General features: G+C 69.2%; 13 protein-coding genes and 1 tRNA gene. 9 read left to right on the top strand and 5 right to left on the bottom strand.

The window, feature by feature from the left end:
• Nucleotides 1–46: 46 nt before the first annotated feature.
• Nucleotides 47–394, top strand: a complete 348-nt coding sequence (locus ABZX12_RS22675; RefSeq protein WP_355695982.1) for a nucleotide pyrophosphohydrolase — start codon at nucleotides 47–49, stop codon at nucleotides 392–394.
• 249 nt (nucleotides 395–643) lie between these two features.
• On the opposite strand, the gene ABZX12_RS22670 is transcribed toward ABZX12_RS22675, so the two are convergent.
• On the bottom strand, nucleotides 644–853 hold the full coding sequence (locus ABZX12_RS22670; protein ID WP_355695980.1) for a hypothetical protein: 210 nt from the start codon (nucleotides 851–853) through the stop codon (nucleotides 644–646).
• 498 nt (nucleotides 854–1,351) lie between these two features.
• Between ABZX12_RS22670 and ABZX12_RS22665 the strand changes: the two genes are divergently transcribed.
• Nucleotides 1,352–2,041: a hypothetical protein gene (locus tag ABZX12_RS22665; protein ID WP_355695979.1), complete on the top strand. Its 690-nt coding sequence runs from the start codon at nucleotides 1,352–1,354 to the stop codon at nucleotides 2,039–2,041.
• 50 nt (nucleotides 2,042–2,091) lie between these two features.
• Here ABZX12_RS22665 and ABZX12_RS22660 read toward each other — a convergent pair.
• Nucleotides 2,092–2,164 (bottom strand) — tRNA-Thr (locus ABZX12_RS22660).
• 26 nt (nucleotides 2,165–2,190) lie between these two features.
• Between ABZX12_RS22660 and ABZX12_RS22655 the strand changes: the two genes are divergently transcribed.
• Nucleotides 2,191–3,396, top strand: coding sequence for an MFS transporter (locus ABZX12_RS22655; RefSeq protein ID WP_355695977.1), 1,206 nt, complete (start codon nucleotides 2,191–2,193; stop codon nucleotides 3,394–3,396).
• On the opposite strand, the gene ABZX12_RS22650 is transcribed toward ABZX12_RS22655, so the two are convergent.
• Complete coding sequence (locus ABZX12_RS22650) at nucleotides 3,326–4,621, bottom strand: MFS transporter (RefSeq protein WP_355695975.1); 1,296 nt, start codon at nucleotides 4,619–4,621, stop codon at nucleotides 3,326–3,328. The two genes, ABZX12_RS22655 and ABZX12_RS22650, sit on opposite strands and share 71 nt — an antisense overlap.
• Before the next feature lie 22 nt (nucleotides 4,622–4,643).
• On the opposite strand from ABZX12_RS22650, the gene ABZX12_RS22645 reads away from it, so the two are divergent.
• From ABZX12_RS22645 to ABZX12_RS22625, 5 genes are all read left to right on the top strand, one after another.
• Complete coding sequence (locus ABZX12_RS22645; RefSeq protein ID WP_355695973.1) at nucleotides 4,644–6,023, top strand: aminotransferase class V-fold PLP-dependent enzyme; 1,380 nt, start codon at nucleotides 4,644–4,646, stop codon at nucleotides 6,021–6,023.
• A 92-nt stretch (nucleotides 6,024–6,115) separates the two neighbouring features.
• The gene (locus ABZX12_RS22640) at nucleotides 6,116–6,412 is read left to right on the top strand and encodes a DUF4287 domain-containing protein (RefSeq protein WP_355695971.1); all 297 of its coding nucleotides are present in this window, start codon (nucleotides 6,116–6,118) and stop codon (nucleotides 6,410–6,412) included.
• A gap of 4 nt (nucleotides 6,413–6,416) precedes the next feature.
• Entirely contained in the window at nucleotides 6,417–7,157 is a 741-nt protein-coding gene (locus ABZX12_RS22635) for an RNA methyltransferase (RefSeq protein ID WP_355695970.1), read from the top strand.
• A gap of 57 nt (nucleotides 7,158–7,214) precedes the next feature.
• Nucleotides 7,215–7,736, top strand: coding sequence for a SigE family RNA polymerase sigma factor (locus ABZX12_RS22630; protein ID WP_355695968.1), 522 nt, complete (start codon nucleotides 7,215–7,217; stop codon nucleotides 7,734–7,736).
• A gap of 1 nt (nucleotide 7,737) precedes the next feature.
• Complete coding sequence (locus tag ABZX12_RS22625; RefSeq protein ID WP_355695966.1) at nucleotides 7,738–8,451, top strand: hypothetical protein; 714 nt, start codon at nucleotides 7,738–7,740, stop codon at nucleotides 8,449–8,451.
• Here the strand turns inward: ABZX12_RS22625 and ABZX12_RS22620 are convergent.
• Together ABZX12_RS22620 and ABZX12_RS22615 are read right to left on the bottom strand one after the other, a co-directional pair.
• Nucleotides 8,441–9,067 (bottom strand): hypothetical protein, encoded by a 627-nt coding sequence (locus ABZX12_RS22620; RefSeq protein ID WP_355695964.1) that lies wholly within the window; start codon nucleotides 9,065–9,067, stop codon nucleotides 8,441–8,443. The genes ABZX12_RS22625 and ABZX12_RS22620 overlap by 11 nt on opposite strands.
• Before the next feature lie 19 nt (nucleotides 9,068–9,086).
• The gene (locus ABZX12_RS22615) at nucleotides 9,087–9,986 is read right to left on the bottom strand and encodes a GIY-YIG nuclease family protein (RefSeq protein WP_355695962.1); all 900 of its coding nucleotides are present in this window, start codon (nucleotides 9,984–9,986) and stop codon (nucleotides 9,087–9,089) included.
• 217 nt (nucleotides 9,987–10,203) lie between these two features.
• On the opposite strand from ABZX12_RS22615, the gene ABZX12_RS22610 reads away from it, so the two are divergent.
• Nucleotides 10,204–13,173, top strand: a complete 2,970-nt coding sequence (locus ABZX12_RS22610) for a PQQ-dependent sugar dehydrogenase (protein ID WP_355695960.1) — start codon at nucleotides 10,204–10,206, stop codon at nucleotides 13,171–13,173.
• Nucleotides 13,174–13,199: the final 26 nt, after the last annotated feature.

The following is a 13,199-nucleotide window of genomic DNA, read 5'->3' as shown; positions in this document are numbered from 1 at the left end:
TTTACCTACTGAGCAGAAGCACCACGATCCGTGTCATGCTCGCGGCGTGTCCGATCTGATCGAGCTCCGAGACCGCATCCGGGTCTTCACCGAGGAACGCGACTGGGCCAAGTTCCACGACCCCAAGTCCCTGATCCTCGCCCTCGTCGGCGAGGTCGGCGAACTCTCCAAACTCTTCCAGTGGCTCCCCGCGGACACCGCAGCCACCCGCGCCCACGAGGATCCCCTCCACACCCGGGCCGGCGAAGAACTGGCCGACGTCCTGATCTACCTCGTCCGCCTCGCCGACATCCTGAACATCGACCTCGCCGACGCCGCCTCCCGCAAACTGACCAGTTCCTCGACCCGCTTCCCCACCACCCAGTTCCACGGTCAAGCTCCGGACAAGACCTGAAGGCACACCAGATGGTTGACCTGACTCGGCATGGATCCCCGGTCGCCGCGGTGTTCGATCTCCTCGGCCGCGACGAGAACGATCTGACCGCCGCGCTCGGATTCACGCTCTCCCGCTCGCCGGCCTTGATGAAGGCACTGCTCGCGCAGGTCTGGCCGGCGACGCGGCTGGCTGTTACCGTCGTTCGAGCAGCTGGCCAGTTATGCGCCAGGGATCTCGGCACGGGGAGGCGGCGCGCTCGTCACGCTCTCACAGGCAAGCCACGCGCTGGCAGCCGCCCGCCTTCCAACCCGGGTGGATGGCGTTCCGGTGCTGCACTTGCCATGGCGCGACGTACTCGACATGGTCGACGAGAGTCGCCGCCTCGAGCGCGGCCTTCAGCCAGTACGTAGCAGAGGATCTGCGGTACTTCCACCCGTACGGCATCGGCGGGTGGCCGACCGAGCCGCCCAACTTCATGGCCTTCCGGTGGCAGGGTGCCGTTCATCGCATCCACCGTGTGGTCAAGGCGGACGTCGTGCCGAGCCTCCTGGACCGGTGGCCGGACATCCCAGCGACCGAAGACACCGTCCGCCCACACGCCGTGTACGAACTCGGCCCGCGGCTCCCGCCGTGCGAGCCGATCATGAACGGTGCTTCCTATCGAGCCTCCAGACTGCGGGTCCTGCTCGACCAACTCCAGAGCTCGGAGACTCTCGCCCAGGCGATGGCGGGGACAAGGCAACTCACCGGACGAGGATGACCTCGCACCCGTAGCAGTCAGAAAGGAGCACAGTGGCCGAGGGACAGCTGCCGACGTGCCCCGGTTGCGGGCGCGGCGTACCGCCGGTCGCCTGCTGCCGCCGCATCGATCCCTGCAGGTCGTACTGCCGAACCTGCACGCGCGGCATCCGAGCCCGCCAGGTCGACGGATTTCCGGTCGATCTGCTGACCTGCACAGTCTGCGGCGATCGTGTCATGGTGCACCGCGGCGAACGACGGCCGTGCTTCGAGTGTGACATTCACGAGATTCCTGTCGACCGCTTCCTGGCCGGCCTGCTGACTCAGCGTCGTGTAGAGGAAGCAGCCGCGGGCTTCCAGCACGTCGCCTACGCACGCCACCACCTACTCAATACCGGTGGGCGAGCCGAGTACGCGTCGTCTGTCTGGTACCGACATGACGACTGCGGCGCGATCGTCCCGGCTTGGCAGTTCCGCCGAACCGACCCGAAGACGGGCCAGGGCGCACCGCCCCTCTGCTACTACTGCGGCGGCGAACCCTGGAGACGATCGCCCGGACGAGACCCTGCTGCTCCCGCCCTGCTGTACCTGGTGCGATTCCAGGCCCGCGGGCGCCGCTTCCTCAAGATCGGACTCACCGCGCCAGGACTCGACCGCCTGGACGGGCATCTACGACTCGGCGCCGGCGTCGTACAGGTCGTCGAGGCGCGCTTCGACAAGGTCGCCAGGGCCGAGAAACAAGTCATCGACCTGTGCAGCCACCTACGCACCGAGCCGCACGCCTTCATGGCTCATTTCGGCACAAGAGAGACTTTCCGCCTGTCCGCCCAACCCCTGATCGGCGACCTCACCACACGCATCGGCCGAGGCGCCCACGATCACACCGATGACTGGCGCCAACGCGCCCGCCAACGCCGACTCCGCTAACCCGCGCGACGTCACCGCCAGCTCGCGCGTGGGGTTGTACTTCTGGTGAGAGCCGGTGAGGGGACTCGAACCCCTAACCACCGCTTTACAAGAGCGGTGCGCTGCCAATTGCGCCACACCGGCGTGGTGTCGGTACATAGTAGTGGATTGTGTGGGGTGTGCTGCGGGGGTCGGGTGGGTTTCGGGGGCTTTGGGGTGCTCGGGTGGTGTCGGTGCTCGGGGACTCGTTGGGGCTGGTGGCGTTGCTGTTGTATGTGCAGCGGGCGACGGGGGCGGCGCTGGCGGTGGCGTTGCTGCTGTTGGCGGGGGACTTTGTGCCGGGGTTGTTCGGGGCGGTGGCGGGGGCGGTCGGGGATCGGTTCGATCTCAAGCGGGTGATGGTGGTTTGTGACGTCGTCCAGGGGGTTTTGACGGTCGTCATGGCAGTGAGTTTGCCGCCATTGCCGGTGTTGCTTGTGCTGGTGGCGGTGCGGGGTGTCACGGCGCAGGTGTTTCTGGCCGGCTCGCGGAGTGCGATGCCGCGGTTGGTGCGGGACGATCAGTTGGAGGCGGCGAACTCGGCGTTGGGTGCGGGAACGAACGGGTTGGAGGCGGTCGGGCCGCTGATCGCGGCAGGGTTGTTCCTGGTCACCGACGTCCGCGGGATCCTGTACATCGACGCCGCGACGTTCTTCGTGTCGGCGGCGCTGCTGAGCCGGTTGCCGAGGATCCAGGTGGAGCGGTCGGGGCACAGCCTGCTGAAGGATGCGCGGGACGGGTTGGGGTACATCGTCCGGACCCGGGCCGTCCGCGTGATCGGGATCGGGTTCTTCGCGGTCGTTGCGTTCAACGGGGTGGACGACGTCGCGATGGTGTTCCTCGCGAAGGACGAGTTGCACGGGAGTGACTCGGCGGCGGCAACGTTGTACGCCGGAGTGGGGATCGGGCTGATTCTCGGGTTCGCGATCCTGGCGCGGTACGCCATTCGGTTCAAGATGCCCGTCCTGATGCTGCTCGGGTTCGCGGTGAGCAGCGCCGGCAATCTGCTCACCGGTCTCGCGTGGGCGATCTGGGCGGCGCTCGCGTTGCAGGTGATTCGCGGGCTCGGGATCGCGGGCATCGACGTCGGGGTCAACACCCACCTGCAGCGCGTCGTACCGCCGCAGCTGCTGAGTCGCGTGTTCGGGAACCTGTACGGCGCGATCGGGCTGGCGGCCGGGATCTCGTACGTCGGGGGTGGTCTGCTCCTGCAGCACACCGACGCCCGTACGACGTTCGTTGCCGCGGGCGCGGGTGGATTGGTCGCTACGGCTGTGACTGCGATCGCAAGGCGGCGATCGGGCGACGCAGGGAGCGAGCCCCGGGGACCGCGATGAGGGCGATCGCGGCCATCACCAGGAATGCGGCTGACGGGTGGCCGACGAGCAGGCCGACGATCACGGCGACGATCAGGCCGCCGAGGTTGCCGGCCATCCAGATCAGGCCGGCGGCGGTGCCTTCGGCTTCGCCGGTGCGGCGCTCGACGAGCTCGAGCACGATCGGGAGCGCCGGGAGGAGCAGCAGGCCGATCAGCGTGATCGCGACGAAGCCGGTGATGACGCCCGGGGCGACGGCGAGCAGGACGCAGGCGGCGGCGGTGGCGGTCAGGCTGACGACGAGGAGGGTGGATTCGGCGCGGTGCCGGGCGACGAGGATCGGGATCGTGGCGCTGCCGAGGACACCGGCGACGACCTGCACCAGGAGGATCGTGCTCGCGGTGCCGCCGCTCACGCCGGCCGGCTGCAGGAGTGCCTGGGCGAAGGTGCTCATGGCAACGAACACGCCGAAGGGGAAGAGCGCGAGGACGCACAGCCGGCGGATCAGCGGGTCACCCCAGGAGGTGGCGAGCGCACCCCGAACGTGGCGATGCGGCAGCTCGCCGGGTGTGGCCGGCGAGCCGGCGGTCACAGCGTGTCCGGCGGCCGCCGCGGGGCCGGTGGGCGAGGCGGTGGAGGGTGTGCTGAGCGCGGCGGGGTCGGTGTGTGGCGAGGCGGGGTCGAAGGGGGCCTTCGAGCGGAGGGCTGCGGCGAGGACGAGGGCCGATGCGATGCAGAAGATGGCGGTGAGCACCAGCATCGTGGGGAGGGAGGCTGCGGTGGTGAAGATCGCTGACAGGAGGAAGGCGATGACCATGCCGGCGAAGATGCTGGCGGTGCCGATCGCGATGCCGGTGGGGCGGTCCTTTTCGGTCAGGTAGCGGCCGGTGATGCCGGTGACGGCGTTCAGGACCAGGGGCTGGGCGATCGAGGCGAGGATCTGGCCGGCGAGCAGCCAACCGAAGTCGTCGCCGATCAGCCGCACCGCGGCGCCGACGGCGGTGAGTACGGCGCCCGCGAGCAGCGCGGACCGGAACCAGCGGTCGAGAGCGAGGCCGCACGGGATCGCGAGGACGACGTACAGCAGCGGGAAGACCTGGGCGAGCCAGCCGATCGCGCTCTCGGACACGCCGTACCGCGCGGCCGCCACGGTGGTGACGCCCGCGAAGTTGAGCCAGACGAGCTGGGTCGCCGCGCCGACCAGGGAGTAGCCGACGATCGCGGACCACCGGCTCCTGTTGTGCATGGCCGAAGCGTACAAAGGAGACATGGTCGATTGGGAGGGACCGCTCACGGAGGCCTATGAGCGGGCGACGGCGTACTTGGACGGGCTACCGGAGCGCAGGGTCGGCCCGCGCGCGACTGCCGGCGAGCTCCGGGAAGCGCTCGGCGGGCCGCTGCCGGCCGGGCCGACGGATCCGCGGAAGGTGGTCGCGCGACTGGCGGAGGGGGTCGAGAACGGACTGTTGCCGAGCGGTAGCGGACGGTTCTTCGGGTTCGTGTTCGGTGGCGCCACGCCGGCGTCGCTCGCCGCCGACTGGTTGACGACGACGTGGGACCAGAACGCGGGTCTGTACGCCGCCTCGCCGGCCGCCGCGGTGGTCGAGGAGGTCGCGGCCGCCTGGCTGGTCGAACTCTTCGGACTGCCGAGGAGTACGTCGGTGGGCTTCGTGACCGGGGCGCAGATGGCGAACTTCACCGGATTGGCGGCCGCGCGCCACGAGGTACTGCGCAGAGCCGGATGGGACGTCGAACGGGACGGGCTGGTCGGCGCGCCGCCGATCCGGGTACTGGCCGGGGCGGAACGGCACGACACGATCGACCGGGCGCTGCGCTTCCTCGGGCTGGGGACGAACTGCATCGTTCCGATCGCGGTGGACGACCAGGGCCGGATGCGCGTCGATGCGCTCGATCAAGCCCTCACCGACGACGTGCCGCAGATCGTGTGCGCACAGGTCGGCAACGTGAACACCGGAGCGATCGACCGGCTCCCGGAGATCTGTGCGAGAGCACATGAGCATGAGGCCTGGGTCCACGTCGACGGCGCGTTCGGTCTCTGGGCCGCGGTCAGCGAGCAGCTGAGCCCGCTCCTCGAAGGGATCGAGCTGGCCGACTCGTGGGCGTCCGACGCGCACAAGTGGCTCAACGTGCCGTACGACTCCGGGCTCGTCCTCTGCGCCCATCCCGAGCCGCACCGGGCGGCGATGTCGATCCGCGCCGCCTACCTGATCCAGGACGAGAACGGCGAGCGGGACTCGCTCGACTTCAACCCGGAGTTCTCGCGGCGGGCCCGGGGCATCCCGGTGTACGCCGCGATCCGGGCGCTCGGGCGGTCCGGGATCGCGGACATCGTCGACCGGTGTCATGCGATGGCACAACGGTTCGCCGAGACACTTGCCGCGGGCGACGTCGAGGTGCTCAACGACGTCGTACTCAACCAGGTCCTGGTGCGGTTCGGCGACGACGAGCTCACCAGGCAGGTGGTGACGAAGGTGCAGCAAGAAGGTACTTGCTGGATGTCGGGTACCACCTGGCACGGCCGCGCCGCCATGCGGATCTCCGTGACCAACTGGACGACCGGCCCGTCCGACATCGATCGCTCGGCGAACGCGGTACTGCGGGTCCGCGACGAGCTGATCCGTAGCTAGGAGGACCTGCAGACATCCAGCAAAACTGCCGTGTCGATTCCGGGCCGGCTCGTTCGACGCTCTGGTGTACGACGACCACTCAGGAGGAAACCATGTCGTTCCAGGCGTACTTGGACAAGATCGAGGAGAAGACCGGAAAGACCCCGCGGGAGCTGGTCGACGAGGCGAAGAGCCACGGGTACGACGCGCCGCAGGTGAAGGCCGGGACCATCCTCGACTGGCTGAAGACCGACTACGAACTCGGCCGCGGTCACGGGATGGCGCTGGTGCACGTGATCAAGAACGGGCCGCAGATCAGCGACAAGCACGTCGGGCGCCCGGGTCCGCACGGCGACCCGAGCAACATGCTCTGGCTGGACGGGAAGGCGACCAACCCGGCGCTACGGTAGGCGGGTGGATTCGAAGAAGTCGCCGCGGGACAGGTGGATCACGGTGTACGGGCGCAAGCCTGTCCTGGAGGCGTTGCACGACCCGAAGCTCTCGGTCGCGAAGGTGGTCCTCGCGGACAACGCGACCGGACACTCCATGCAGGAGATCCTGCGGGCGGCGGAGAAGTACGGAACGCCGGTCGAGCGGGCGACCGCCAGCCGGGTGAAGTGGCTGGCCGGCAACGGCAAGCACGACCAGGGCGTGGTCGCGGACGTGGACGCGCCGCGGATGACGCCGCTGGAGGAGTTCGTGCGGGCCCGCGGAAAACGGCCGACCAACGTTTTCCTGCTCGACGGCGTGACCAATCCCGGAAACGTCGGCATGATCCTGCGGACCGCGACCGGCGCCGGGTTCGACGGGGTGATCCTTCCCCGGGCCGGTACGCCGCATGTCGGGCCGCTCGTCATCAAGGCGTCGGCCGGCGTCGCGTTCCAGGCGCCGATCGTGAACACATCGACGGCGAAGGCCGCGGTCGACGTACTGCGGACCGCCGGGTACCGCGTGTACGGGTTGTCGGCGCGGTCGCAGGACTCGCTGTTCAAGGCCGAGCTGGCGCCGCGCGCGGTGTACGTGCTCGGCGGCGAGACCAACGGCGTCACGGTGTCCACCGACTCCGACCTGCAGATTCCGCTGCACGCCGGCGTCGAGTCGCTGAACGTCGCGGTCGCCGCCGCGATCGTCGCCTTCGAGGTCACGAACCGCTGATGCAACCGAATCCCGCGCCGGCGCGTTCATTGCGCAGCGCGAGATGAGGAGGCCGGGTTGGACAGCGACACAGAGGGCGACTACACCGCCTTCGTGACCCATCACGCCAACGCCATGTGGCGCACGGCGTACCTGCTCTGCGGTGACCGGCGGCGGGCGGAGGACGCGACCCAGGAGGCGTTGCTGCGGCTGTACCGGCGGTGGCCGAAGATCCGCAAGGGCGGGGTCGTGGCGTACGCGCGCAAGGTCGTCGTCTCGACGACGCTCGACGCGCTCCGCCGCCGGTCCAGCACCGAACTCGTCGGCGGTGACACCTACTTCGCGGCCGAGGCGGATCCGGCCGATCACGTCGGGCGGGCCGAGCACCGGCTGGTGATCACGCAGGCGCTCGCCGAGCTCCCCGACCGGCAGCGGGCGTGCGTCGTGCTGCGGTACTTCGACGACCTGTCCGTCGACGAGACCGCCGAGGTCCTGGGCTGCCGGCCCGGGACCGTGAAGAGCCAGACGATGCGCGCGCTCGAGAAGCTCCGGCTGCATCCCGCCCTCGCCGGGCTGGACCTCGCGGAACTGGGAGGCTGACATGACGACCCATCTCAAGGAGCTGATGACCGAGGCCGTCGACGCCCAGGCGCCGTACGTGCCCGATCTGGACGCGCTGGTGCGGACCGGCCGACGGCAGGTCCGCCGACGCCGTACAACCGGTGTGCTCGCGACCATTGCGGCCGTCGCGGTGGTGGCGGGTGCGACCACGGTCGCGGTCGACACGATCAACCGGTCCAGCGACGTCCCCGTCGCGCCGAGCACCACCGGGCCGTCCGTCGGCCCCGACGGCAGTACCGGTCTGTGCACGACGGCCGATGGCACGCCGGTCCCCGCGTGGAACCGCTGGACGCTCGTCGTGTACGCCCAGGACGATTTCGGGATGTCGATGGTCTACCGGTCGCCCGACGACCCGAAGGTCGTGGCGTTCTGCACGACCCAGCGCGGCGACGGCGCCCGACAGTCGGTCGTGCCCGGTGGGGCAGTGAACGGCATCGTCGTGCGCAAGAACGCGGTGCGCGAGCTGCCCGGGTCGAGCGTGACAAGCGTGTTCGGCAGTGTGGACAGCGGGCCGACCGGGCTGGCGGTGGTCAGGGTCGAGACCGCCGACGGTCACATCGGCCTCGCCGAGGTCAAGGACGGGTACTACGTGTACCGCCGCCTGGAGCACACGCCGTGGCCGGGAGCTGTCCCGCAGGTGACCGTCCGGTTCAAGTACTCGGGCGAAACGCTGACCTGGAAGATCAACCGGTGATCTTGGCGGCGAGTTCCTCGGCGGTGTCGCGGGTGTAGGAGCCGGAGATCTCGATCTTGCCACCCGGGATCGCCGACTGGACGGACGGTGCAGCGACGACCTGGCCGCGCACCACGATCGCGAGCTGGTTCGCTGGTGGTTGCTGCTGGGCGACGGCTGCCGTGAGTTGCTCGAAGAGCTTGGCGCCTTGCGCGTCGAGCGTCAGGCCGACGTACCATCCACTGGCGCCGTTCTGCTGGATCGCCGCCTTCACCTCGGACACGTTGCGGCCGTCGAGCTCGACCTTGCCGAGCGTGTAGCGGTTCCCCTGGTCGTCGCAGGCCGTCCCCGAACGTGCCGGAGTCGAGCAGGTGCCCTGCGCAACCGTCAGGACCCGGCGGAACTCGACCGCGGCCGGATCGGACGGCTTGGTCCGGCCGGCCGGGGTCGAGCTGCTGGCCCTGGGTTTGCCGTCGTGGTCGCGGTTCAGGAAGACCACGAGGCCGGTCGCGACCACGGCGACGAGCACCAGCAGGAGACCGCCGACGATCACCAACGGCACCCAGGTGCGACGAGGAGCGGGCGGCGGAAAACCCGGGTACGGCGGCTGCTGGGGCGGGACCGGCGGCTGGGTCATGGAAGCCAATGCTAGGTAATCAGGAAGTCACCGTGAGCAGACGAGCGGCCAGCTCGGCGTTCCGCCGGGCGAAGGCCCGCCACAACTCGGGCGTCTCGGCGACCCGCTTCCGCGCCACAGCCTCACCGGCCGCGCGTTGCGTCCACGTGCACATCCGCCCGCCGCGCAGCTCGAACCGCACGAGTACGCCGTCCGCCCACCCGTACACGTCCGCGTCCCGCGGCTCGAGCCACGCGACCTTCTGCTCCGCACAGATCCAGTCGAGCGCCTCGATCTCGCCCTGCACCTTGGCCGCGAACTCGTACCGCAACTCCGCCGCCGCCCGATCACGCCGCCGGACCAGCTCGTCGCGCAACGCCCCGACCGCGGCCGGATCCCGTTGCAGTACGGCGATCGCGGTGCGCGTCAGCGCGTCCCGATCACCTGGCCCGATCCCGAACAGCCGCCCGAACTCCTCGGCCGAACCGTCACCCGCGACGGTGTACTGCAGCGGCAGCACCCGGTGCAGGCCGGAGATCGCCTGGCGGATCCGCAACCCGCCGAGGTACGGACCGAAATGCAGCGCATTCCCGCTGATCAGGTGCTCGAACCGCAAGCCGGGTTTCGTTCCGTCGCCGAGCCGGATGTAGCCGACCACCTCCGCGCCGCCCTCGGTCCGGTTCCACCGCGGCTTGGAGTGTTCGAGCAGATTGCGTTCGAGCCATGCCGCTTCGTGTTCGGAGTCGCACCAGACACCTTCCACGCGGGCGATCCGCCGCACCATCCGGCGCAGATGCGGCCGGTCGCCGAGATTCACCCAGTACGACTGCACGCGCCGGCGCAGGTTGCGGGCCCGCCCGATGTACAGGACCTTCCCGGCGTCGTCCCGGAAACGGTAGACGCCGGGGCCTGTCGGCAACTCCCGGACGCTGCGAATCATCAGCCCAGTGTGCCCGGTCCGACCGGCCGAGTGATCGCGCGGTGGATTGTTCGAAACGAATGCGGGCCGGGGCTTGCGCAGTATCTGTGCCGGACGTCATCCTGACGCGATCCGAGTGCCCGCAGGGGGTTGTGGGGACGGGCGCCGGAACTTCGGCCTGGGGGGCTTCGTGAGGATATCTGCCCAGTGGCTGCGCCGTGCGCTGTCCACTCTGTGCGTGGTACTGCTGCTGCCGGTCGTCGCGACCACACCGGCACGGGCTGCAGTCACGCCCACCGGTTTCAGTGAGCAAGTGGTGTTCAGCGGGCTCGACAGTCCGACGAACGTCGCGTTCTCACCGGACGGCCGGGTGTTCGTCGCCGAGAAGAGCGGCCTGATCAAGGTCTTCGACTCACTCGACGATCCGACGCCGAGTGTGTACGCCGACCTGCGCACCGAGGTGCACAACTACTGGGACCGCGGGCTGCTCGGCCTCGCGCTGCATCCCGATTTCCCTGCGGATCCGCGGATCTACGTGTTGTACACGCACGACGGCCTGATCGGCGGTCCGACTCCGAAGTGGGGTACGCCGGACACCGACGCCGACCCGTGCCCGTCGCCGCCCGGTCCGACCGCCGACGGCTGCCAGGCCAGTGCACGGCTCTCGGTGCTGAACGCGAACGGCGCGGAGCAGGTGCTCGTCGAGGACTGGTGCCAGCAGTACCCGAGCCACTCGATCGGTTCGATCGAGTTCGGCCCGGACGGCTACCTGTACGCCGGCGGCGGTGACGGCGCGAGCTTCAACTACGTCGATTACGGGCAGGACGGCTACACCACGTCCGACGTGACCCCCGACAACCCGTGCGGCGACGGACCTGCGCCGGTCGGCGCGACACTCCTGCCGCCGACCGCCGAGGGCGGCGCGCTGCGCGCACAGGACCTGCGAACCGCGGGCGATCCGGCCGGCCTCGACGGGTCGATCATCCGCATCGACCCCGACACCGGGCAGGCCGCACCGAACAACCCGCTGATCTCCAGCCCCGACCTGAACGCCCGCCGGATCGTCGCCGAGGGCCTGCGGAACCCGATGCGGTTCACGTTCCGGCCGGGGACGAACGAGTTGTGGATCGGCGACGTCGGGTACTCGACCTGGGAGGAGATCGACCGCATCGTCGTACCGACAGCGGGCGTCACGAACTTCGGCTGGCCGTGCTACGAAGGCCCCGCCCGCCAGCCCGGGTACGACAGCGCGAACGTCTCCCTCTGCGAGAACCTGTACGCGGCCGGCTCGTCCGCGGTCGCCGCGCCGTACTACGCCTACCGGCACGCCGACAAGATCGCCGACACCTGCACCGCCGGCAGCTCGTCGATCTCCGGATTGTCCTTCTACAAGGGCGGGAACTACCCGTCGACGTACGACGGTGCGCTGTTCTTCACCGACTACAGCCGCAAATGCGTGTGGGCGATGATGAAGGGCAGCAACGGTCTCCCGGACACCGCGAACATCCAGCTCTTCGCCTCCGGATACGGCGCGACGCGTCTGCAGACCGGCCCCGGGGGCGACCTCTTCACGGTCGACTACGACAACGGCCGGATCCTGCGCTACGTCTACAACGGCACCAACAACCCACCGACCGCGGTGATCCAGGCCGACCCGTCGAGCGGGCCGACTCCGTTGACGGTGACGTTCGACGGGACCGCGTCGAACGACGCCGACGGCGATGCGCTCACCTACGCGTGGGACCTCGACGGCGACGGGGCGTACGACGACTCGACGGCCGCGACCGTGCAGCACACGTACACGACGACCGGCACCGTGACCGCGCGCCTGCGGGTGTCGGACGGAACGGCGAGCAGTACGACGTCGACGCAGATCAACGTCGCCAACACCGCGCCGACCGCGACGATCACGTCGCCAGGTCCGGCGCTGACCTGGAAGGTTGGGGACTCCATCAACTTCTCGGGTTCGGCGACGGATCCCGAGCAGGGCACGCTGCCGGCGTCCGCGCTCACCTGGTCGTTGATCATGCATCATTGCCCGAGCGACTGCCACACGCACACGATCACCTCACTGAGCGGGGCGAGCGGCTCGTTCACGGCGCCGGACCACGAATATCCGTCGTACCTGGAACTGAAGCTGACCGCGCGGGACGCTCAGGGGCTGACCGATTCGAAGAGCGTGCGGCTCGATCCGAAGACCGTGACGACCACGTTCACGACCACGCCCGCGGGGTTGCCGGTGACGGTTCAGGACAAGAGCGGCAAGAGTCCGCTCGGCGCCACGACGATCATCGGTTCGAGTGTGTCGGTCGCGACGGATCCCGTGCAGAACGTGGCGAACCAGCTCTACCGGTTCGGTCTGTGGTCCGACGGCGGGGCACGCGACCACAACCTGATCGCGCCGGCGACGGCTGCGACGTATCGGGCCGCCTTCGGCCTCAAGCGGAACCTCGCCCGCGGCCGGCCGGCTGTCGCCTCGAGCGTCTATATCGCCGGGCGTGAGCCGTCCAAGGCCGTGGACGGTTCGATGAGCACCGCCTGGTCGAGCGCACGGACGGACCCGCAGTGGTTCCAGGTCGATCTCGGCTCGGTGCAGGTCGTCAACCGGGTGATGATGAACTGGCTGTCGACGGCGTACGCGAAGGCGTTCCAGATCCAGGTGTCCGGGAGCGGGCGCACGTGGAAGACGGTGGCGTCGAGCGTGGGCGGCGACGGCGGGACGGACAACATCAAGTTCGCAGCGAACTACGCGCGGTACGTCCGGATCGTCGCGACGAAGCGAGCTGTTGCCGGGAGCTACTACTCCTTCTGGGAGTTCGGGGTGTTCCAGGACACCGGCCCCGCGACCGGGATCGGCGGCAAGTGCATCGACGTCTACCAGGCGCTGACCGCGGACGGTACGCCGACGACGCTCTACACCTGCAAGGGCTCCGTGAACCAGCAGTGGACCCCGTCCACCGACGACGGCACCATCCGCACGATGGGCAAGTGCCTCTCCGCGCGCGGCACCGCTGTCGGCACGCCGGCGGTGTTGTGGAGCTGCGACAACTCGGCCGGTCAGCGGTGGATCCCACAGACCAACGGCGCTTTCGTCAACGCCGCCTCGGGGCTCTGTCTCGACGCAACCGGCGGGTCCACCGCGAACGGTACGAAGCTGATCCTCAACACCTGCAACAGCGCGCTGAACCAGAAGTGGGTCCTTCCGTAATTCGATCGTCGTCGCGGCCGTGCCGG

The sequence above is a fragment of the Kribbella sp. NPDC003505 genome (assembly GCF_040610875.1).
In the GTDB taxonomy this organism is placed as follows: domain Bacteria; phylum Actinomycetota; class Actinomycetes; order Propionibacteriales; family Kribbellaceae; genus Kribbella.
Note: the sequence above shows the minus strand (reverse complement) of the source record. Positions and strands in the feature narration are given on the sequence as shown.

What these genes read in the sequence shown, in the direction of transcription:
- ABZX12_RS22665 (WP_355695979.1), top strand. Translation starts at nt 1,352, where the DNA reads ATGGTGCACCGCGGCGAACGACGGCCGTGCTTCGAGTGTGACATTCAC.
- ABZX12_RS22650 (WP_355695975.1), bottom strand. Translation starts at nt 4,621, where the DNA reads ATGCACAACAGGAGCCGGTGGTCCGCGATCGTCGGCTACTCCCTGGTC.
- ABZX12_RS22640 (WP_355695971.1), top strand. Translation starts at nt 6,116, where the DNA reads ATGTCGTTCCAGGCGTACTTGGACAAGATCGAGGAGAAGACCGGAAAG.
- ABZX12_RS22620 (WP_355695964.1), bottom strand. Translation starts at nt 9,067, where the DNA reads ATGACCCAGCCGCCGGTCCCGCCCCAGCAGCCGCCGTACCCGGGTTTT.
- ABZX12_RS22625 (WP_355695966.1), top strand. Translation starts at nt 7,738, where the DNA reads ATGACGACCCATCTCAAGGAGCTGATGACCGAGGCCGTCGACGCCCAG.
- ABZX12_RS22615 (WP_355695962.1), bottom strand. Translation starts at nt 9,986, where the DNA reads ATGATTCGCAGCGTCCGGGAGTTGCCGACAGGCCCCGGCGTCTACCGT.
- ABZX12_RS22670 (WP_355695980.1), bottom strand. Translation starts at nt 853, where the DNA reads ATGAAGTTGGGCGGCTCGGTCGGCCACCCGCCGATGCCGTACGGGTGG.
- ABZX12_RS22645 (WP_355695973.1), top strand. Translation starts at nt 4,644, where the DNA reads ATGGTCGATTGGGAGGGACCGCTCACGGAGGCCTATGAGCGGGCGACG.